Here is a 22,358-nt window from a genome sequence, read left to right on the forward strand (position 1 = left end):
GGCAATTTTTTTGAAATTATCTATTCGATGGCGCATTATTGGTCTTGTTATTTTAATCGTCATCGTCGGCTTAGGCAGTTTAGCAACAATCAGTTCCTTAATAATTACGAATAAAACGGAAGAATCCGTTGTAAACCAAAGTGAGACGTTAGTGACACAAGTTTCGACAACGATTACAACCTTTTTATCTACATATGAAAAAGGTATTTCAGTTTTAGCTGCATCTGAAAATATTAAACAATTTTCTAATGCTGATCGTACATATAATAGTGAAGCAGATCAAGTTTATCGACAAGAGTTAGCAAACTTTTTAAAGAGCTTTGATGCTGCTTCGTCAGTTTATTTTTCTGATGGTGTAGAGACAATTATTGAACCGCATTTTGACGGAATTATTGGCTTTGACACGACGACACGTAGCTGGTATCAAAACAGTATGAAAAACCCGGATTCTGTGCATTGGTCAGCACCATATATTGATGAGTCAACGGGCGAATATGCCATTACCGGCTCAATAGCAGTAAAAGAAGGCAATCAAATAATCGGTATTATGGGTGTCGATTTACTATTATCGAACTTAACGGAAACGGTTTCTTCAATTGAACTTGGTTACGGGGGCTACCCGATTATTTTTGATAGCGCTGGTTCAGCAATCGTCCACCCAACGCTTGCTGGAGAAAATATGAGTAGTGAAAATTACGTTTCTAAAATACTGAAGGATCGTGAAATAACGAAACAACTGAAAACAGAAATTGGACAAAAGGATCATATTATCGCCTACACAAAAATCCCAGAAATTGGTTGGACTATTGGTGCGGTGTATAACCAAAAAAACCTTCAAGAAACAGCGAGCAGTATTCAAAAAATCATTTTCATTATTACGGTACTGATTTTAGCCGTGACATTTATTGTACTGTACTTCTTCATTTCACGTATGGTCAAGCCGCTTTATACACTTGGCACATTAATGGAACGCGTATCAGACGGGGATCTAACCGTTCATATTGAAGTAAAGACACAGGATGAAATTGGCCGTCTTGCTCATCATTTCAATGACATGATTGGTCACATGAAAAATATTATTCGTGTAGTGCAGCATTCTGCAACAAACGTAGAGGACCGTTCACATCACTTGAGTGCGATGGCAGAGCAAACGAGTGCATCAAGCATTGAAGTGTCCATGGCAGTAAATGAAATTGCCGTTGGTGCCACAGAATCGTCTGAAAATGCAGATGAGGTAACGGAGCAATCCGCATCACTAGGCAATCAAATTAATCGCATGCATGAACAGACAAGCGCTGTTCAAAAAGTGACGATGGAAGCAGGTCAATTAAATGGTACGGGTCAGGAAAAAATGTCTGCCCTTCTCACGAGCTTTGATAGTTCAGAAAAAGACTTACACGAAATGGCTCGTGTTGTAAGTGCACTTGAGGCAAAAATTACATCGATTGATTCTGTTATGAACGGTATCTCTGCGATTTCAGCGCAAACAAATTTACTCGCACTAAATGCATCAATTGAAGCTGCACGTGCCGGCGACCATGGCAAAGGCTTTGCCGTCGTAGCCGATGAAGTCCGCAAGCTAGCTGAACAATCTGCGGCATCAACAGAGCAAGTAAAAGCAACAATCACAGAGCTTCAAAAAGAATCACATTCCGTTACTTCACAAATGAAGGAAATGGAGGAAACTTTCCATAATCAGGGCAGTGTTGTTGAGGATACTAACGCTGTTTTCAATCAATTGTCATCCTTAATCGATACAATTGAAGACTCGTTTGTCTCGGTTACTGAAGAAATACAAGGCATTATCGGCTATAAAGATCAAGTGGTCCATACTATTGAGCATATGGCGATTACTGCACAATCCTCTGCTGCTGCATGTGAGGAAGTAAGTGCTGCATCAGATGAGCAACTACGTGCCATCCAGTCTGTTGCCGAAGCATCAGAGCAGCTAAATAACTTAAGTAATGAGCTTTCTGTCGCTGTAAGTAAATTTAAATTATAGTTTTAGGAGTTGTGCGGAATATTGTCGCGCAACTTTTTATATTAAAAATATTTCAACGTTTATGAAAATATAGTAAAATAGGGACCAGTCAATAACGAAAGGATGAATACTTTGGCACTTAATGCTTCATTAAAAACAAAAATTTTAGTCCCCCTACTATCCTTACTTGTCATCTCTTTTACCTTGCTTATTATCATTCTATCTAGTTCCAATGGTAAAGCACTAAAAGAAAATACTATTTCACAAAGCTCTACAATGATTGATAGCACGTCTGAAACAATTACTTCCTATTTTGCTCAATATAAAAATGGAATGAATTTACTTTCTCAAAATAAAGAGCTAATAACCGTTGCATCTGAATCGGTTTCATCAGATTCCCTTCAAGTTGACGCACTTTATGAAGCACTTGTGCCGTTTACGGATATTTATAATGGAGTATTAAGTACATATGTTGGTTTGGCAAATAAGCAAACTGTCATTACGCCCAATAACACAATTCCGGAAAACTATGATCCGCATTCCCGTGATTGGTATAAAGATGCTGTACAGGCAAATGGTCCAGTCTGGAGCGAGCCATATATTGATGCATTTACAGGAGAGAAAGTCATTACAATCTCTCAACCGATTTATAAGGGAGATACTTTTTTAGGCGTGATCGCAACAGATTTAAGCCTTTCCTCTTTAATGGAAATGGTGCAAACCATTGATCCGGGCTACAAAGGCAATGTGATCCTTATAAGTTCACTTGGTAATGCAATCGTCCATGAGTCCATTGAAGAAGAAAACTTATTCGAAATTAATGATTACGCCTTTTTAGAAAAATTACAACAAACTGACGAAGACATTCATACAGAAGAAACGACATCTGGAATAACCATCTATAAGCGCGTATCAGATTTAAACTGGATTGTCGGAGCAGAATATGCAGAGAATAACGTAAATGCGCTTTCCAACTCAACAACGAAAACGCTTATCATTACCAGTGTTGTTGTGCTGATTCTAATGGCAGCTTTAATTTTATACATTGTCGGACGCCTCGTAAAACCAATTAATCATCTAGAAAAGCAAGCACAACAAATTGCGACTGGTGATTTAACGGTTGAAATGGTGGCAACAAGCGCAGATGAAATTGGCCGACTGTCAACATCCTTTAATGAAATGGTGACAAAAACGAGCGCTACACTCCACCAAATTCAAGAATCTGTCAACCAGCTTAGCCTTTCCTCTGAAAGCTTAAATGCCTATTCAGAAGAAATGAATGCAGTAAGTGATGAAATTGCTAAAGCAACGTCTTCTATTTCAGAAGATGCGTCGATTGTCAGTCAGGAAGCAGCGAATGCGGCCAGCTCATCTGCTGTTTTACAGGTGCAAATGGAAACTATTAATGAAAATACAGGGGTGCTCTCTTCTACTGCACATAATGTAGATTCAATTAGTCAAGAAGCGTTACAGCAAATTGAACATTTAGATCATGCGAACCATTCAATGCAGCAAAAAATTGGGCATATGCAAGAGGTAATCTCATCATTAGAAACAGGCATGGTAACTATCGAAAGTATTACGACGATGATTACAAACATTTCATCACAAACAAATTTACTTGCACTAAACGCGTCGATTGAAGCAGCACGAGCTGGTGAACATGGGAAAGGCTTTGCTGTCGTAGCCGATGAAGTACGGAAATTGGCGGAGCAATCTGCTGAAGCTGCATCAAATGTTCAGTTAGCTATCCAAGGCATTTTATCGAAAACAAAAGAGGCTTCATATGAAATGCGTCAAACGAATGAGCAATTCGACGTACAGCTACAAGCAGTAGATCAAACGACTACTGCATTCCAGCAAATGTCAGCTCAAGTAACTGATATGCTTCAAGCCATTCATACAATCAATGAAGAAGTGTCAACCGCTACCGCCTCTTCTGCACTAATGCAAAAGCAAATGGCAGAAATATTAAGCGCTAGCGATCAAACCCTTGCCGCAACAGAGGAAGTGACAAGCTCTACTCACGAGCAAAGTCAGGCTACACATACAGTCGCAACAGCTTCTGAAGAACTGCTTGGCATGGCACACGAAATGAAACGCCTTATCGACCAATTTAAAATGAAATAATAAATGGAGAGGACTGCCTAGTAGGTAGTCCTCTCTTCGTCTTTAGAATATTGTAGTATTTAAACGTATGTAGAAAGATGAGAATAACACAACTCGCGCAAACTAGGGCGAGTTGATGTCCTTACATATGTGGAGAGGAAAATTATTCTTTCTTATCCACATAAAAAAAATGCCCTTTTATGCGCAAAAGGACATTTAAATCAAGTCTACTATTAGGGGAAGACTTTATGCCACTCTTTATTAATATAGAGGGGGTTACGTTAGTATTTTACCCAAGAAATTGAAAATGGATACTTTTGTTTTTAATGTAAAAATTCTTTCGGTAATTTTTGTTTAATATGTGCTTTTGTATGTGTAGAGTCCACAATTTTTTTTACTTTTGATAATTATCTTTCTAGTGCGATTTCTACTTTTTTTCGATAACCAAGTCTAATTCGCTTACATCTTGAACACGAAGCCTAAGGAATTTTATTAGTAAAATCGGAGCAATTTTGGAATCTTCTGGTGCCATATCTATGAAATACTTCAACGTCCTATTGTATTATTAACGTTTGTCAATATCAGTATCAGATACTTCAAAAGTACCTTTTAATTATAGGTAATGTAAATTAACTCTGTTGTTTTTATGAAAATAATGATTAGTAGTGAAAACTTACTACAACCGTGCCTTGCACAAAGCGCGAAGACGAACCGTAGGAGACCACTTCAGTGGGATCATGCGGTTTGTGCGCTTAGCAGGGTTGGAATTAGCTAGTACAACAACAGTAGCCTTTAAAAGCACTAAATGAAAAAAGCGAAGTATTCAACGATTGAATCGCCGAATACCTCCCTAAGCTAAATTATATGGACTTTTTCAGCGCCCTCAATACCCATATGGATGGTGACTTAGAAAGTTTTCAATTTAACGGTCCCAACCTACACCCTACGCACAATCTTCACGTGCTCTAAATTCACATACGTATTAGCCATTCTCGCTGATTGCATTTCAATAAATGGTCCATCCATTTTCATGATTTTTCCGATATGATATGGCTTTGTACTTTGATTCAAAATGACAAGCTCGTTTGTCATTTTCGCTAACTGTGCTGCTAATGTTGGTTCCAAGTCGGAAGGTGCTGCATTATCTCTATGCAGTCCGTAAGGCAATTGGTTGTGCGGATATGGAATAAGCGATTTCAAATGCTTACTTGCAATATACATCGTCTTATAAATCGGTGAATGGAATACAAAATAGTCCTGTAATACATGCGTAATATATCCGTGCAGGGACTCGTTACGCATGACATAAAGTTCTGTATAGAACCCTAGTGCTTGGGTAAGGATACCTGGTAAAGTCAATTCGTTTTTATTAATACTTGGCAACTCAGAGGGCTCTACCACAGCCTCATTCTCATTACTTGCTTTTGTAACATGCTGAATATGTTCAACCGGAATATACAAAAAATCAATTCCATTAAACAACACGACTATGTCACGACTTAAATCAATAATTGATCCTTTAATCAATGTATTTCCCGAAAGTTCAAGTGTAATCGTTTCTTTACCTGCATACTGAAGTAAATTGATCACGCTCCCCCTCCCTCTCATTCAAATAGCCACATCGTCCATGCATATAAACTAAATAAACTCACAATTAATCCAATTGGAATAACATAAACCGTAACTTTGAGATATTTCCCCCATGTGATGTGAATGCCGTTTTTTTTCAATATAAACATCCAAATAAGCGTTGCGAGTGTACCAATTGGCGTTAGGAGTGCACCGATATCACTTCCCAATACATTTGCTAAATATGCTATTTGTAACAGTAGTGGGCTTAAGTCCATATCCATAATGGAAAACGTACCAATCATGACAGCTGGAAGATTATTAAATACGTTTGAGAGTACAGTAGAAAGTACGCCAAACGCAATTGCAGCATTCATTGCATCTTGCTCAGCAAAGTCTTTAAGTAAGCGAATAATCATGTCATTGAATCCGACATTTTGTAGACCGTATACAAGGACATACATGTTGAAGGCAAATAAAAAAATATGCCAGGGCGACCCTTTAACTATATCAATTATTCCCGTTCTCGTTTTCATCCACCTGTAAGCAATCAAAATCAATGCACCTACAAGGCCAATCCATTCAATTGATATGCCTAGTGGGGTAAGCACAAAAAAGCTAGTTCTCGTCGCTACGACAATGATTAAACAAATTTTAATCATTTGCCAATCGATCACTTCTTCTTCCCGATTCGTACTAAGTGGATGGGCTGATGGATTCATTGTGTAGTGATGAGGAATAAATGTAATTTTCTTCGGCAGCTCTTTGTGAAAATACAAATATAAAAGCAATGCAATTATACAAATGCCAATCATCGACGGAACGAACATCATATTGACATAACTATTTAGGCTGAGGCCAATCATTTTTAGTGCGATTAAATTTGAAATATTGCTGACGGCGATTGGAGCACTTGCTGCAGTGGCAATGAGAGCACCCGAAATTAAATACGGGAAGATTTGGTGAGGCTTAAATCGGAGAAGTTTGACGATATGAATAATGATTGGTGTTGTAATTAAAATGCTCCCGTCATTATTGAACAGCATTGTTGTAAAGAAACATAGTAAATTCGTATAAATGTATAGTCGAGTGCCCGAATTCTTAGACTTGATAATGATATTATAAGCAATCCATCGAAAAAAACCGATGCTTTCAAGTACAATGGACATCATAATGGTAGATAGAATCGTTATTGCAGGGCCGCTGACAATTGTAACGATGCCCGAAACATCTTGCCACGAAACAATGCCCGTTATTAAAATAATGCCCGCACCAATTGTTGTGGGTATTACTTCATTGATGCCAAACGGTCGCCACAACATGAATAATATTGTTAGCATAAAAACAACCATCATCAATGTAACCGAGCTATCCACCATGCAAATCAGCCGCCTCATGCTTTGGAATTGTTGGTTTTGTAATTGGAATGCTTGGTTTCTTTTCGCGCGGAGTAGTCAAAAACAGCTTATAAAAAACCGCCCCAACTATTGAAAAGTAGAGTAACATGAGCATAAAATCCCCCCTTTCTCTCCAATAGTTGCGAACTTTTTATTTACGTCTATATGAATTTTTTGTTTGTTTACTATTACCTTTTTCTTCGTTTGACTCTTTAGCTTTCGAACCTGCGCTAATGTTGCGAATATGGTACATCGATAGACGAATAACCTCACCATTTGAAATAATTGTGACGTAATCCTTTGTTATTTCATCTAAAATGCCTTCAATCATTTCCGGACCGCCGCGATTTACCTTAATCCAATGATGATACAGGTTGCCTATTACCGATACAAAATCCGCATCCTGTAAATATTCAAGTTTTTCCGGCATTTCCATATTAAATTTCAAGCCTGATTTCGTGTCAATTGTAAGGCTTTTAATATGTTGTGTTTTATAATAAACAACACCATCTTCTTCTGTAATTACTGTAAAATAATCATCCCCTGCAGCAAGGAGCTTTCCAATCCGAGATTCCGGTCCACCACGGTCTACTTTAACCACTTTATCCATTAGCGACAGCAACATTTCCTTGTTCATTTCTAGCCCTCCTGTTTTTATTGTCTTGCTATCTATATGTAACTCTGACTACGGGCTTACTGTCAAAGGCCTATGTTTATCATAATTTGCATGTTGTTAAGACTCAGGGAGGTTTATTTACTATATTTGAGGAATTATTTGGGGCATTGACGACTTTCTTTGTGAATTGTGAAAAAAAGTAGAAAAACACAACTCGTCTAAGATAGGCCGAGTTGATGTCCTTACTTATTCAACAAAAAAAATCTGCCCCCAGCGTCTCCTAGGGGCAGATTATGTAACCAATTTGGTTATTATTACCTATTTTTCACCCTCTGGCTACTCAATAGATAAGGTGCTGCAATTGTGCATCGCTGTACAACGCATATTGAATGCTTTTTGAAAATTGTTTCGGTAATGGGTACCTACAGACAAGCCTTCGCTTTTTCAAGTTGAACCTTTACTTGCTCGAAGCCCGTGCCTCCAAGAGAGTTACGTCGACGAACAGCTGCTTCTGGTGCAAGCACGTCATAAATGTCAGCTTCAAGTAGCTCGCTCTCTTTTTTCATTTCTTCAATTGGTAAATCTAATAAATAGATGCCTTTTTGAATACATGTGAAAACAAGTTTCCCCGTTACTTCATGTGCTTCACGGAATGGCATACCTTTCTTTGCAAGGTAATCCGCTAGCTCTGTCGCATTACTAAAGTCACTATGCACCGCGTCATGCAAGCGTTGCGTATTAACCGTCATTGTGCGCACCATACCTTCAAAGATTTTTAGAGCGCCAAGGATTGTTTGCACTGTGTCAAACATCCCCTCTTTGTCTTCTTGCATATCTTTGTTATACGTAAGGGGTGTACCTTTTAGAACTGTTAGTAAGCCCATTAAATTCCCGTACACACGACCTGTTTTCCCACGAATTAGCTCAGCCATATCCGGGTTTTTCTTTTGTGGCATAATAGATGAACCCGTTGAAAAGGCATCATCTAACTCGATAAATTTAAACTCATCAGTTGACCAAAGAATAATTTCTTCGGCAAAACGCGATAAGTGCGTCATTAGCAATGAAGAATTTGATAAAAATTCGACGATGAAATCACGGTCACTAACGGCGTCCATTGAGTTTGCATAAACGTTCGCAAAGCCTAGTAGCTCAGCCGATTTCAGGCGGTCAATCGGGAAAGTCGTCCCTGCCATTGCACCAGCGCCAAGTGGTAAAATATCAATACGTTTAATCGATTCCGTGAAACGCTGCTTGTCACGCTCTAGCATCCAGAAATACGCCATTAAATGATGTGCGAATGAAATAGGCTGCGCACGTTGTAAATGCGTATAGCCAGGTGCGATCGTTTCAATATGATTCTCTGCTTGTGCTAAAAGTGTTTTTTGGAAGTTTTCGATTAAGCCGATTACTTCTACGACACGTTTTTTTAAGAACAAGTGCATATCCGTTGCTACTTGATCGTTACGTGAGCGTCCGGTGTGTAGCTTGCCACCAACTGGCCCGATTAAATCGATTAACATTTTTTCTAAGTTTAAATGAATGTCCTCGTTTGCCACCGTAAACTCCAGTTCGCCGGCCTCTGCCTTTGCGTTTAACTGTTTAAGCCCGTCAAGAATTTTTTCTACATCTGCAGCAGGTAAAATTTCTTGTGCGCCAAGCATAGTTACGTGAGCAACTGAACCTTCAATATCTTCCATTACTAATTGTTGGTCAAAGCCAATTGATGCGCCGAATTCGTCTACCCAAGCCTCAGCTGATTTTTGGAAACGGCCGCCCCATAATTTCGTCATGAATTACACCTTACCTTAGTTAAAAATGTGAGCGATACGCAACTTGCGCTCGCTCATCATTTGTCATTATTTTTTGTTTACGCCTGCTGCAACTACTGTTGGAAGACCCCATAATTCGATAAAGCCTACAGCTGAGCCATGGTTGAATGCATCATCTTTAGAATAAGTTGCAAGTTTTTCGTTATATAGTGAGTTCGGTGATTTACGTCCTTCCACAATTACGTGACCTTTGAATAGTTTCACGCGAACTGTACCGTTTACATATTGTTGACTTTCGTCAAGGAATGCTTGTAGTGCTGGACGTAATGGAGAATACCATAAACCATCATAGATTAACTCCGATAGTTTTTTCTCGATTACTGGTTTGAAGTGAGCAAGCTCTTTTACAAGCGTGATATCTTCAAGTTCTTTATGTGCAGTTAATAATACTTTTGCACCTGGGATTTCGTATACTTCACGAGATTTAATCCCAACTAAACGGTTTTCAACGTGGTCAATACGGCCAACACCGTGTGCGCCAGCAACTGCATTTAATTCTTGGATTAAGTCAGCAAGTTTCATCTCTTTACCGTTAAGTGAAACTGGTTTCCCTTTAACGAATTCGATTTCGATAACTTCAGCTGTATCCGGTGTGTTTTCGATTGCTACCGTTAAACCGTAAGCTTCTTCTGGTGGTGCAACCCATGGATCTTCCATAACACCCGCTTCGTTTGCACGGCCCCACAAGTTTTGGTCGATTGAGAATGGTGAATCAAGTGTCGCAGGAATCGGCACATTATGCTTCGCTGCATATTCGATTTCTTCGTCACGGCTCCAGCCCCACTCACGTACAGGTGCAAGAACTTCTAAATCTGGGTTTAATGCTTTAATAGAGATTTCGAAACGAACTTGGTCATTCCCTTTACCTGTGCAACCATGTGCTACAGCATCAGCATTTGTTTCGTTTGCAATTTCAACTAACTTTTTTGAAATTAATGGTCGGCTAAGTGCAGATACTAATGGATACTTTTGCTCATACCAAGTATGTGCTTGTAATGATACTAAAGCGAAATCTTCTGCGAATTCGTCTTTTGCGTCGATCATGTATGATTCTACTGCACCTACTTGAAGTGCTTTGTTTTTAATAAATTCTAGGTCTTTACCTTCACCAACGTCTAGGCATACTGCGATAACGTCCCAACCTTGTTCTGTTAACCAAGGAATTGCTACTGATGTATCAAGTCCACCTGAATATGCTAATACTACTTTTTTATTTGCCATGTTTCTTGCCCCTCCGATGTTTCAACTGTATGTTTATACATTTGTTTAAAAGTTTATACACGAATAGTACCATGTTATAAAAATAAACGCAACTGTATTTATATAAAATTTTAGACTTTTTTGTGATATCTAAAAACTTCTTTTTCATTGGGTTTTTTCAATACTCGCTCACGCATTTTTTCGCTATTCTTTACAATTTCGCGCTTTTTTCTATTTATTCATTTACGTGCATAAAAAAAGAACAATCAATAATCTTAGAAAGAACTGTAATGATTTCGTAAGAAGGACACGATTTCTTTATTATGTTCCTTCTTATCAGTACGAAATTGCGCTCGTTGCTTTGACTTTTCATATAAGTAGCGCTCTTCTCTTGTTTGAGGCACAATTTGTGGTACAGTCGCAGGTTTCCTGTCAGCATCAAGTGCGATAAATGTGAAGTACGCAATCGAAGCGACTTTTGATTCCCCTGTTTTCATATTTTCCGCATACACCTTAATAAAAACCTCCATTGAACTTGATCCTGTCCAAATAACAAACGATTCGAATGTTACCGAGTCAGACGGGCGAATTGGATGAAGAAATTCCACCGTATCCACGGAGGCGGTTACACATTCTAAACGGCTATGCTTCGCTGCAGAGATCGACGCAACTTGGTCCATATCACTTAACAGCCTTCCCCCAAACAAGGTGTTGTGATTATTAAAATCATTCGGGAACACCCGACTCGAACGAAACACCCTTGATTCATGACAAAATTTTTCCATTATACTACCCCTCAGTCTAAAAAACTTACATTTCTTATCGATTATACTATTATTTTCTAAAAAAACTATGAAAATCGCTATTTTAATATATAAAAGGACCGCTTAAGTTCAAGCGGTCTTCTAGTTTACTTCTTATTAAAAAATCCTCTACCTACAAATTCAATGAGCCGCGGTGCTACAGCATAAAATTTACTTGTTAACCCCATCACCCGTGGTAAATTCACCTCTCGTACTGGTTTTTGAATCGTTTTTATAACCGCTTCGGCTACATAATCTGGTGTAATAAGAAATCGTTCAATCGAATTACGATAAGCATTCGTCGCATCGGCCTTTTGTAAAAACGGCGTGTCGATTGGTCCTGGATAAATAGCTGTGACAGGAATATGATGCTCTGCTAACTCTAGACGGAGTCCGTTCGCAAAGCCTGTCACTGCATGCTTACTCGCTGCATAAACGCTTGCTTTACGCGTTGCTACTTTACCCGCTTGCGAACTAATGAAAATGAAATGTCCGTGTCCTTGTGTAATCATTCTCGGTGCTAACCGTTTTGTTAAGTAAATCGGCGCTTTGACGTTTACTTCAAGCATTTGGTTAATGTCCTCGTCCTCTAAATCATAAGCATTGGCGAAAATGCCTAGACCTGCATTTAGAATTGCTACATCAATTTTTGGCAGCTCACTTACGACACGGTCAATGTCTTCAGTAACACGCAGATTTGCTTGGATCACATGTGCGCCAAGCCCCTTTAATGTAGCTAATGCACTTTCATTACGGCCTGTCGCATAAACTGTGTAGCCTTTTGCAATGCATAATTCCGTAATTTTACGGCCAATTCCGCTCGTAGCCCCTGTGACAAATACTGTTTTTTTATTCATTTTTGTGTATACCCCTTCCACATACCGTTTACTCTATTTTACAGAAGAGACGGTAATGTTAGTAGGTATGATTTTGTTTTTTAAATAACAACAGTGATAGGACTAAAAAAACGATAATACTGAAGATTAAATAGCTAATGCTCATTGAGGAAGAAAGAATGCCGCCTTGCCATTCAAACACAACACCGAATATTTTTTCGTACTCGGAACGAACAACCGCTTCAGTAAACACCGTCTCCAGTGAATCGCCCATCATTTCCTGACGCAATAGTGACGTATAATGACTAATTGGGAAGGCCGTAATGATTTTTTGAACAAACTCCGGTAGCACGCCAATTGGCACATATACCCCACAGAAAAATCCAATTGCTGTGCCGACGATTGTACCAAGTGTTGAGAACGAAGATTGACGGTTAGTAAACAAAATGAGTACACAGTTCATGGCACTACTAGCCGTCACCCCTAGCGCAAGGAAGCCAATTACCTTCAGCATAGCCGGAAACGCCAGAACATCTCCGCCGGTAGCGACAATAAATACTTCGCACAGCGCGAGACCAATAAGTGAAAAAGCCATACCGATTATCCACGCATTGATGACATAGCTTAGCTGTAGTTGCAGTGCTCGCATCGGTGTTGTTAGTAAATCAAGGAATACCCCTTCTTCACGGTCACGCACATATAATCCGAGGGCACCTAATGTTGTTGTAACACCCATAATGGACAGAATACCTGCGACCATCCATTCATTGACCAGTATTTTGACCCCACTAGTCATTGGAATCATAGACTCGATCGCATCAAGCTGTGATTTTTGTAGAAACAGAATATAAAGAAATAACACAATAAACACAGAGAGCAGCGAGAAAAATACTTGCGTGCGATCCCGTCGAAATAGTTTATTATTACGCTGTAACAGATGTAGCAGTCCGATCATTAGCTGTTCCTCCTTCATTTAACTGAATAAACACATCATCCATCGAGCCCTTGATCACTTCAAAAGATTGGATATATGATTTGATGTCATTTAATATGTCGAGTGCATGCAATGTAGACGGCACAGAAAATGTTACTACATCGCCTTTTTGTTCAAACTCCGACTGAATAATTTGGCTCACTTTTTCAAGCATAAATGGATTTTGAAGTGTAACCCGTACACGGTCAAGTGCATAGCGGTCCTTTAATGCATCCGGAGTCCCCTCTGCAATGAGCTGGCCTTCCTTTATCACAACGATGCGGTCCGCCACTACAGCTTCTTCCATATAATGCGTCGTTAAAAAAATCGTCATATTCGTTTCCTGTTGCAGGCGGCGAATGGCTTCCCATACAAAAATGCGCGTATGTGGATCGAGTCCCGTTGTCGGCTCATCTAAAAATAATATGGTTGGCTTGTGAATAAGCGCTCGAGCAATATCCGCGCGTCTCCGTTGCCCACCTGAAAGCTTTCCGTAATACTTCGCGGCAATATCCTCTAACTGTAAATAGGAAGATACAAATGCATAATTCTCTTCAAATTTCGCTTTTGACAGGCCGTATAACATGCCGCGGTGCCATATATTTTCATAAACCGTTAGCATATTATCAAGTGGATTTTTTTGTGGAACAACACCAATGCTTGAGCGAATTGCATGTTGCTCTTTCGCCCCTGTTAGCGTTACGCCATTCATTTTTATCGTACCGCTATCTTTTTCAATTAGCGTACAAAGCATTGAAATTGTTGTAGATTTTCCAGCGCCATTCGTTCCGAGAAAAGCAAATAAACTACCTTGAGCGACTGTGAATGAAATATCTTTTACTGCTTGAAATGTCCCATAGCTTTTCGTTAAATTTTGCACCTCAATTATTGGCTTACTCATTGTGATCGCTCCTTTAATAAAGAATTAATTTCACTAACATCACGCTGTACAAGTACAAGTAAAATCGCCCAAACGATTACATAGGTAATTAACGTTGTAAAAATAAGTTCGAAAATAGATGCTAAGTTTTGCTCAAACCAGTTTCCAAACATACCGAATAAAAATACAAGACTATTTACTGCGGCATAATGAATAATGAGCAGGACAAGTATTGGTTTTTCAAGCGAAAATATTCGGCTAACTAAACCGATTGCAATTCCAAGCCCCGCGCCAAGCACAGCCTGTTGTAAGAGAAACTTGCCATCAACTACTCTTTCCACCTCATGGTAAACGTTGAGCGACATAATAATATACGTACATGATAACCCTAATAATAAGCCGATCAGTGCGGATTGAACCCATTTAAGCATGCTTCCCCCTCCTTAGCATTAAGCGTTCCTTTAAGAGCTTTAAATATTTTCGACTAATCGGCACCTCTACCCCATTAGATAAAACAGCCACCGTGGAAGAGAGCGCACGAAACTGAATTGACGTTATCCGATTAAGCTGAATGAGTATCGACTTACTCGCACGTATAAAATCATCCTCAAACATAGCTTCAAGCTCGTAAATTTTATATTTCGTTTCATATTCGGCCTCATCAAGTTGAAGAAATACTTTATTGTCCTCGGCATAAATCGTATAAATATCTTGTGGCTTTACTAAAAAAATCCCTTCCACATCATAGCCTTCAATTACTGATACTTTCGGCGTCTTTAAGCTTTCAACAAGCTGCGCCACTTTGTCCGTGTATTCATTCGTATGAATATGTACTTCCAGCTCTGTATATTGTTCTTCGATTTTCAAATGAACCTTCATCTATGCACCTCCCTTAACAATAGTATAGTGGATTAATATCTGATTTTTCATATTTTTCTATAACAGGTTGTTTTTACTAGGTAAGTGGTTAATAAAGCGCCTTAACATCTTAGAAAGGCATAACTCGCTCAAAATGTGGCAAGTTGATGTTTTTGCTTATGTGGATGGAAAAGTTCTTCTTTCTTATCCACAAAAAAAACATGCATCCAGAAAATGGACTGCACTGAAAAAGTCTATAAAGTAGTTTAGCCAGTTCTTGAACGAGACATCGTTCAAGAACTGGCTTTTTTCTTCGATGTCGTTGATTTCCGTTGCGGCGAACGCTTTTCTGGGGGCGAGCCTTGAGCCGCTTGGGGGAAATATAGGAACAAAGGCTAAGTACGCCACGTCCTGTGGCAACGCCTTTGTGACCAACATCGTGTTGGCCTCATTCCAGGGTCTCAAGCTGCTCGCTAATCCCCTAGAAGTCGTCGCCTCCACTCCAATCAACTTGTATCTGTTAAGTATAAATTCGTCATTCACTTATCTAAAATGAGCATTCCTTTTATAATGAAAGGAACGAATACTATCCAAAGTCAAACATACTATTTTGAAATTGAATAGTGAATTGAAAAACGGACATGGGTACGATACCGTATCGGCTACGGGTCTATTTGGTATGGAAATTCAAGGTGCCACAACCATTTTTGCTGTAAGTCTGAAACGAATATTGAAGCTACTAAATGAAATAGAGTAAGGGATAGAGAAAGAAATAAGGCACTTTCCTGTTCAAAATTGAACAGGAAGTGCCTTATTTTAATTTGAAAAAGATTCGTTATAATTAAAATGGGTCTTTACCAAAACATGTGCTTTACTTTAAATGAAAGAGTACTACTTTATAAGCACATGGAACGGAAGGCGGCGACTCCTGCGGGAAAAGCGTGAGCCTTGAGACCCCGCACGAAGCGAAGCGGAGGAGGAGGCTCAAGCCACGCCCGCGGAAAGCGTCCGCCTGGAGTGGAATGTGCTTTCAAGTACTGATTTTGTTGTAGAGCCATTAATGTAAGTTTTTCAGTGCCCTCAGTAAATAGACACATGCCTTTTGGTTAATGGCTATTTTATTTTAAGGCTAAGTGATTTTAATAAAGACAAGATTCCAAAACCCCGTGCAATTACGCCTTGTTTAAGAACGGTTTGCAGTTATAAAAACAATGGCTTTTCAACAACATCTATAAAACGGGTTGGCTCTTCTGTTGGTTTGGCAAAATAATAACCTTGAAACAGTTCATAGCCAATTTTCTTCAGCCATAAAAAATCCGCGTACTCTTCAATTCCTTCTGCAAGTGGCACCGCACCAATTTCACAAGCCTTCAGGAAAAACTTGATTGCTACGCGCTGCTTGACGATATCATTTGAAACACCTTGTACATACTTTTTGTCCAGCTTCATGTAATTCGGTTTCAATTCAACTAATAAATCAATCGTACTAAAACCCTCTCCAACATCATCTAATGCGTAAGCAAAACCTTTTTCGTGATAATATTTTAAAATATTCTTTAAATGCTCGATATCTTCCACATACTCTGACTCTACCACTTCGAAAACAAATTGCTTCGGGTCAATATTTAATTGCTTAGCGAGAGTGACTGTTGATTGTAAGCAAAATTTTGGAGCATAAATAGACGTCGGAATAAAGTTAATAAATGTTCGCTTTTGCAATACAGCCGCATAACGTACGGCTGTCAAACGACATAAACGGTCAAGTGCATACAAGCGGCCGCGTAATTTCGCTGCATGGAACACTTCGTTTGGATACAGCATCGTCCCGTCCGCATTGCGAAAGCGTGCAAGTACTTCATACCCAAATATCCTTTGCTGTGCGTCTACAATTGGTTGCGAGTAACAAATTACCTGTTTATTTCGAATGACCTCATCGATCCAGTCAAGAGCGACAACCGTTCTCGCCTCTGTAATTGGTTGCCACTTGCCATCTTCAACTTTGAAATAAACGTTGTCAGCTTCCATTTCATCTAAACAAAAATCAAGAAACTCGCTCATGCCTGATTCCGATATTCGAAACGTATTTTGATTAAATATTATTGTCAGATTTCGTCTAGTAAAGTGACTTTTTATCGCCTCTTTCATCGCCTCGTTTTTGTCGCCTTCCAGTTTGATATCATATTGTAATTCCGTTATTATGCAGTTTTTACAACCCATCATATTCCCTCCAATATTTCTATTAAGTTATTCGCTATTTTTAAAGGGTAGACTGTTTTCATTTGCAATTGTTGTAATGCTCCGGCTCCGCCCAAATAAAATTTTCTAGCAGGTAACTACACTGCAAACTGATCGAGCTGTAGTTAAAAGTCTGGGTACAGTGTAAATACAACGCTTGTTATGGCCGACAATAATACTACTTTTTGGTTGAAATTTCTCTTCTACTCGATCCATTGAACAGACATTAGGCTAGCTCCAGATTAAAAATATTTGCCAGTCGTACACCATGGCTTGTAGAAGTAAAATATAAACAAGAACCTCAAGCTGTCCATCGCATTGCACCGATTTTTCTAAGTACCTCACCATACATTATTGTGAGCAATTTACCTCAGTCTGCTCCTACACCTCCTCCTTTTTTACATATGCTTAATTGATTGCTTCTATTATCGAACATCCTGTATTAGATAGATTCTTCACTTTTAATATCAATTGGGGATGCTTTGTTTGTTAAATACGACGGCCATTTTCTAAACGCTCTGGTTCAACGACGTTACATCATTCTTTCCATTTACAAATTACTTGTTTCGACGAGCCCCACATTCATGAAACTTGTTAAATTGTATAGGGCTTCACTCTATGTTCTCTATTTCCAAAAATTGTACAAAAACAAAAATTAAGGAGAATCATTTGAAAATAACTTGACTAAACATTGTACAAACATTATACAATAGTTATACAACAAATGAAAAGGTGGAATATAAAATGCTGCAATTTTTCACGAAAAAAAAAGTAAGTATGCCGATCAATAGTGAGTTGATGACATTTCACCCTGTAATAAAGTTACACAATATGCCTGAATTACAAAAACAAATGAAGCTAATCGGAATGACAGAAGATGATTTGCGGCGTTTAAAATCATATCAACCGTTTATTCAAGCGGGTATTCAAGATATTACCAATGTCTTTTATGAACATGTGTTGGCGGTCCCATCACTGAAGGAAATTATTGAACAGAGAACGACCCTTGAGCGCTTAAAAATGACGGTGGGCAATTATTTTATTGCAATGTTTGATGGGGTATTTACTGAGGAAATCGTTGAAACTAAACGTAAGATGGCACGTATGCATTTTAAAATTGGGCTCGCGCCAAAATGGTATATGGGAACATTTCACCATATCCAAAAAATTATGTTTGAGTTAATTGTTAAAGACGTAAGCGATTCAAATGCTCGAATGGAAACGATGCATACCCTATCAAAATTTATTAACTTAGAAATGCAAATTGTACTAGAGGAATATGAACAACAAAATATTCAACTGCGTAACGAGCAGTATAATGCAGTGAAAAATGAATTGAAAAGCAATATTTCAGCGATTAGTGAAGATGTTGCAGAACTAACGGCAGAAACAAATAGCTCCCTTCAACAAATAAATGATTATACAACTAACTTAAATTACAAAATTGAGGAAAATGTTGAAATCGTTCATCATATTTATACGAATGCTAAACTGGGCAATGAGGACGTCAAACATCTTGAACAAGAGATGAAGCACATTGAATCAAGTACGAATGAATTAGATGCACTCATTGTAAAACTGAAGCAATCGTCTGAGGAAATAATTGATATTGTATCAATGGTAAAGTCAATCGCCGACCAAACGAATTTATTAGCATTAAATGCATCGATTGAAGCAGCCCGAGCAGGGGAACATGGAAAAGGCTTTGCCGTTGTAGCACAAGAGGTTCGCAAACTTTCCGAACAGTCTAAACAATCGGTTGAAAGCATTACAATCCTTGCAAAAACGTCTACTACATTAACATCAAAAGCAGTCGTAACGATTGAAGAAGTAAAAGGACAAGTACTAAGCGGCTTGGATGTATCGATCTCTACGCAATCAAAATTCGATCATATTTTATACGAAATCGAGCAAAATGAGTTACGTATAAAAGAAATCGAAAGCGATATTACGAGTTTAAGCCATATTATCCGTTCGATCGGCGATGACACGAGCACCATGGCTGACAAAGCAACGAACTTATACGACACCGCGATGAATTTATAACAAATTAAAAAGGGCTATGTCCAAGTCGATTTTTTCGTCTTAGACATAGCCCTTTATTCTTCAATACCTAAAAGCTTTAACAACGACTCTTGTGAATGCAAGAAATCCGAAAGCGTATATTTATCAAGCACCGCCAAATACGCTTGAAGTGCTTCATATAATACATTTTTCAACTGGCACTCGGACGAAATTTTGCATAAGTTATTTTCTGGATTAAAGCACTCTACTAAATGGAAATCTTCTTCTGTCTTGCGAACAACAGCGCCAATATTAATTTCCTCTGGAGGGAGCGCTAGACGGATGCCACCGCCTCGCCCGCGAATCGTTTCAATGAGTCCATGCTGTCCTAGATCATATGTGACTTTCATTAAATGATTTTTAGATATTTGATACGTATCTGCTATTTCTTGAATCGTCGCTAAATGATTTTGACCACGGATGCCAAGATACAAGAGCATACGCAGTGAATAGTCTGTATAGACGGTTAAGCGCACTATCTCCACCAACTTTCTATTTACTAGTATAACATCTTCCATCGTCACACATAATAAATGTGCCTGAAACTTTAAGATGTATTTTAAATACATCATTTGTGTCTATTTTGTTAAAGATGCATTTTATATATTGCTTTAAATTTCCAATAGATGTATATTTATTACTGAAAGGACGTGGTCAAACATGTTACAACAAAAAATAATTGATACGATTAAAGCAACAGTCCCTGTACTAGAGGTACACGGTGTGGCAATTACAAAAACTTTCTACTCGAACCTATTTAAAGATAATCCAAGTTTACTAAACATTTTTAATCACACAAACCAAAAGAAAGATCGTCAACAAACAGCACTTGCTAACACGGTTTATGCAGCAGCCGTACACATTGAAAATTTAGAGGCAATCGTCCCAGCTGTAATGCAAATCGCACACAAACACCGCAGCCTTGGGGTATTACCAGAGCATTACCCAATCGTTGGTAAATACTTACTTGGTGCGATTAAAGAAGTATTAGGTGACGCAGCAACACCTGATATCATCGACGCTTGGGCTCAAGCATACGGTGTAATTGCGGACATCTTCATTTCAGTTGAAGAAGATTTATACAGAGCATCAGAAGAAAGCGGCGGTTGGAGAATGTTCAAACCATTCAAAATCGCACGCAAAGAAGTGGAAAGCGATGTTGTTACTTCGTTCTATTTAACACCAGAAGATGGTTCTACACTTCCACTATATACTGCTGGTGAATACATTAGCGTACGTGTAGCTGTGCCTGGTGAGGAATATTTAATGATCCGCCAGTACACAATTACAGAAGGAACTGATAATGAATTCCGTATTTCAGTAAAACGTGAATCCGATTCTGAACCTGTTGGAGTTGTATCAAACTTCTTACACAGCGCAGAAGTTGGTACAGTAGTCGAGGTAAGTGCACCAGCTGGATTATTCACACTAGTAAAAAATGATTCACCTGTATTATTCATCAGCGGCGGCGTTGGTGTAACACCATTACAAAGCATGCTACAAACAATCGAAGGTCGTAATGTTTCATTTGTCCAATGTTCACGAAATGAAAACGTGGCTGCATTCACAGAAACAGTACAAGCAAAAGTGGCTGAACTAGGCGGTACGTACAAAGCGTTGTACTCTGATACTGGAGGCTTTATTACAAAAGATATGATTGAAAAATTACTAGTTGCGGACACAGAAGTTTATGTTTGTGGACCAGCGCCTTTCATGGAAGCCGTTATTGCACTTCTTGTTGAAATTGGCGTAGGAGCAGATAAAATTCACTATGAATTCTTCGGCCCTGCAATGGCATTACAAATTAAAGTAACTCGCTAATTCGTAGTCCCCTTGCCTATTTGTGGCGAGGGGATTTTTTGTTGTGCCATAAGTTTGAGAGAGGGCAAGATGATGTCATTTAACAATCCTGTAAAAAAAACCTGCTCAAAACTCACTTTTGAACAGGTTCATTTTAGTTTTATGCTTTTTGATAATAATAAACATCGCCAGACTTTTCATATGTGGCAAGGTTTTCATCCACCAAATAATCTAGCTGGCCGAGCGTTTCAGATAGCGTTAATCCTGGCTGTCTCGTATAAATTTTTGCAAATAATTGCTGTGTTACTTCAAAAACAGATTTTGGCTCTTGTATCATTTCACGTACTTTTAATGCACGCTGCGCCTGACGTTCTAAACGCTCCTGAACGAGCTCCGATACATTGTATACTTCGTCCCCGTGACCTGTATAAACTTTCGATACATTTAAATCGCTCAGTTTTTTCAGCGAGGCATTATATTGCAGCAATGATTTAGGGCGCTCACCGGCTAATTCAAATGGTGGCTCCACTAAAGGATTAGACGAAACCTTCTCTAACAATAAATCGCCGCCAATGCATTCGCGTGTTCCATCTTCAACAAAAATGAGATGACTTTGTGCATGGCCAGGTGTTTCATACACTTGAAGTCCTGGATGCCCCGGCACTTCATCTCCCTCTGCTAAAAACTGAGTTAATGGCGTCGTACCGAATAACTCAATTTCTCCACGCACCTTAATGATTTGATCAATATAGTTTTGCGGCACGCCTTCTAAGATCAACTGTTGGATGTAAAATTTAGTATGATATTTTAGAAAGTCATCCGTTTGGCGCATCCAGTGATCGACGTATTTATGCCCAAGCACCGCGGCATCTGGAAACGCGTCGACCCAACCGGCATGATCCGGATGGTGATGCGTCAATACTACTTGCTCAATATCCTTCATATCATAGCCCGCAGCGCGAATCCCCCATTTTAAAGCCTCATAAGCTTCCTCTGTTTTCGGGCCGGCATCGAACAGCGTTAATGCATCGCCCTTTACTAGAAAAGCATTTACATCGCCAACCGCGTATGGCGTTGGAATAATAATTTTATGTAATTCCATTAAAACATCCCCTTTGTATCTCTAAAAATGAATGGTTGTTCAGTCTATTTTACTCTTTTTTTAAAGTTTCGTCACGCAATAGGTTGACACTTTTTCATTACAC

20 protein-coding genes are annotated in these 22,358 nt (G+C 38.9%); 4 read left to right on the forward strand and 16 right to left on the reverse strand.

Annotation, left to right across the window (positions count from 1 at the left end; all coding sequences use genetic code 11):
• Nucleotides 1-10 precede the first annotated feature (10 nt).
• Together MHH87_RS10040 and MHH87_RS10045 are read left to right on the forward strand one after the other, a co-directional pair.
• Entirely contained in the window at nt 11-2,002 is a 1,992-nt protein-coding gene (locus tag MHH87_RS10040) for a methyl-accepting chemotaxis protein (RefSeq protein ID WP_340749167.1), read from the forward strand.
• Nucleotides 2,003-2,113: 111 nt separating this feature from the next.
• Nucleotides 2,114-4,111, forward strand: a complete 1,998-nt coding sequence (locus MHH87_RS10045) for a methyl-accepting chemotaxis protein (RefSeq protein ID WP_340749168.1) — start codon at nt 2,114-2,116, stop codon at nt 4,109-4,111.
• 915 nt (nt 4,112-5,026) lie between these two features.
• Here the strand turns inward: MHH87_RS10045 and MHH87_RS10050 are convergent.
• From MHH87_RS10050 to MHH87_RS10115, 14 genes are all read right to left on the reverse strand, one after another.
• On the reverse strand, nt 5,027-5,680 hold the full coding sequence (locus MHH87_RS10050; RefSeq protein WP_340749169.1) for a DUF2642 domain-containing protein: 654 nt from the start codon (nt 5,678-5,680) through the stop codon (nt 5,027-5,029).
• A 14-nt stretch (nt 5,681-5,694) separates the two neighbouring features.
• Nucleotides 5,695-7,038, reverse strand: a complete 1,344-nt coding sequence (locus MHH87_RS10055; RefSeq protein WP_340749170.1) for an arsenic transporter — start codon at nt 7,036-7,038, stop codon at nt 5,695-5,697.
• Complete coding sequence (locus MHH87_RS10060) at nt 7,028-7,171, reverse strand: hypothetical protein (RefSeq protein ID WP_340749171.1); 144 nt, start codon at nt 7,169-7,171, stop codon at nt 7,028-7,030. The genes MHH87_RS10055 and MHH87_RS10060 overlap by 11 nt, the downstream gene beginning before the upstream one ends.
• A 36-nt stretch (nt 7,172-7,207) precedes the next feature.
• Nucleotides 7,208-7,693, reverse strand: a complete 486-nt coding sequence (locus MHH87_RS10065) for a hypothetical protein (protein WP_340749172.1) — start codon at nt 7,691-7,693, stop codon at nt 7,208-7,210.
• Between the two features lie 401 nt (nt 7,694-8,094).
• Nucleotides 8,095-9,465: an argininosuccinate lyase gene (argH, locus tag MHH87_RS10070; protein WP_340749173.1), complete on the reverse strand. Its 1,371-nt coding sequence runs from the start codon at nt 9,463-9,465 to the stop codon at nt 8,095-8,097.
• 66 nt (nt 9,466-9,531) lie between these two features.
• Nucleotides 9,532-10,725 carry an argininosuccinate synthase gene (locus MHH87_RS10075; RefSeq protein WP_340749174.1) on the reverse strand — a complete coding sequence of 398 codons (1,194 nt, stop codon included), beginning with the start codon at nt 10,723-10,725 and terminating at the stop codon, nt 9,532-9,534.
• Between the two features lie 254 nt (nt 10,726-10,979).
• Nucleotides 10,980-11,489 (reverse strand): acyl-CoA thioesterase, encoded by a 510-nt coding sequence (locus tag MHH87_RS10080; protein WP_340749175.1) that lies wholly within the window; start codon nt 11,487-11,489, stop codon nt 10,980-10,982.
• A 125-nt stretch (nt 11,490-11,614) separates the two neighbouring features.
• Nucleotides 11,615-12,364: an SDR family NAD(P)-dependent oxidoreductase gene (locus MHH87_RS10085; RefSeq protein WP_340749176.1), complete on the reverse strand. Its 750-nt coding sequence runs from the start codon at nt 12,362-12,364 to the stop codon at nt 11,615-11,617.
• 58 nt (nt 12,365-12,422) lie between these two features.
• The gene (locus MHH87_RS10090; protein WP_340749177.1) at nt 12,423-13,298 is read right to left on the reverse strand and encodes an ABC transporter permease; all 876 of its coding nucleotides are present in this window, start codon (nt 13,296-13,298) and stop codon (nt 12,423-12,425) included.
• A complete protein-coding gene (locus MHH87_RS10095; protein WP_340750963.1) occupies nt 13,267-14,223 on the reverse strand; it encodes an ABC transporter ATP-binding protein in 957 nt (318 codons plus the stop codon). Before MHH87_RS10095 ends, MHH87_RS10090 begins: the two co-directional genes overlap by 32 nt.
• The gene (locus tag MHH87_RS10100) at nt 14,214-14,627 is read right to left on the reverse strand and encodes a DUF3021 family protein (RefSeq protein ID WP_340749178.1); all 414 of its coding nucleotides are present in this window, start codon (nt 14,625-14,627) and stop codon (nt 14,214-14,216) included. Before MHH87_RS10100 ends, MHH87_RS10095 begins: the two co-directional genes overlap by 10 nt.
• Entirely contained in the window at nt 14,620-15,075 is a 456-nt protein-coding gene (locus tag MHH87_RS10105; RefSeq protein WP_340749179.1) for a LytTR family DNA-binding domain-containing protein, read from the reverse strand. The genes MHH87_RS10100 and MHH87_RS10105 overlap by 8 nt, the downstream gene beginning before the upstream one ends.
• A 183-nt stretch (nt 15,076-15,258) precedes the next feature.
• Nucleotides 15,259-15,492, reverse strand: coding sequence for a hypothetical protein (locus tag MHH87_RS10110; protein ID WP_340749180.1), 234 nt, complete (start codon nt 15,490-15,492; stop codon nt 15,259-15,261).
• Between the two features lie 762 nt (nt 15,493-16,254).
• Entirely contained in the window at nt 16,255-17,271 is a 1,017-nt protein-coding gene (locus MHH87_RS10115) for an EAL domain-containing protein (RefSeq protein WP_340749181.1), read from the reverse strand.
• A gap of 762 nt (nt 17,272-18,033) precedes the next feature.
• On the opposite strand from MHH87_RS10115, the gene MHH87_RS10120 reads away from it, so the two are divergent.
• Complete coding sequence (locus MHH87_RS10120) at nt 18,034-19,335, forward strand: globin-coupled sensor protein (protein ID WP_340749182.1); 1,302 nt, start codon at nt 18,034-18,036, stop codon at nt 19,333-19,335.
• A gap of 53 nt (nt 19,336-19,388) precedes the next feature.
• Here MHH87_RS10120 and MHH87_RS10125 read toward each other — a convergent pair whose 3' ends face one another.
• Nucleotides 19,389-19,829: an RrF2 family transcriptional regulator gene (locus MHH87_RS10125; protein ID WP_340749183.1), complete on the reverse strand. Its 441-nt coding sequence runs from the start codon at nt 19,827-19,829 to the stop codon at nt 19,389-19,391.
• A 184-nt stretch (nt 19,830-20,013) separates the two neighbouring features.
• Between MHH87_RS10125 and hmpA the strand changes: the two genes are divergently transcribed.
• Entirely contained in the window at nt 20,014-21,174 is a 1,161-nt protein-coding gene (gene hmpA / locus MHH87_RS10130) for an NO-inducible flavohemoprotein (protein WP_340749184.1), read from the forward strand.
• A gap of 139 nt (nt 21,175-21,313) precedes the next feature.
• Here hmpA and MHH87_RS10135 read toward each other — a convergent pair whose 3' ends face one another.
• Nucleotides 21,314-22,255: an MBL fold metallo-hydrolase gene (locus MHH87_RS10135; protein WP_340749185.1), complete on the reverse strand. Its 942-nt coding sequence runs from the start codon at nt 22,253-22,255 to the stop codon at nt 21,314-21,316.
• Nucleotides 22,256-22,358: the final 103 nt, after the last annotated feature.

Source organism: Solibacillus sp. FSL H8-0538, assembly GCF_038003525.1.
GTDB lineage: Bacteria > Bacillota > Bacilli > Bacillales_A > Planococcaceae > JBBOPI01.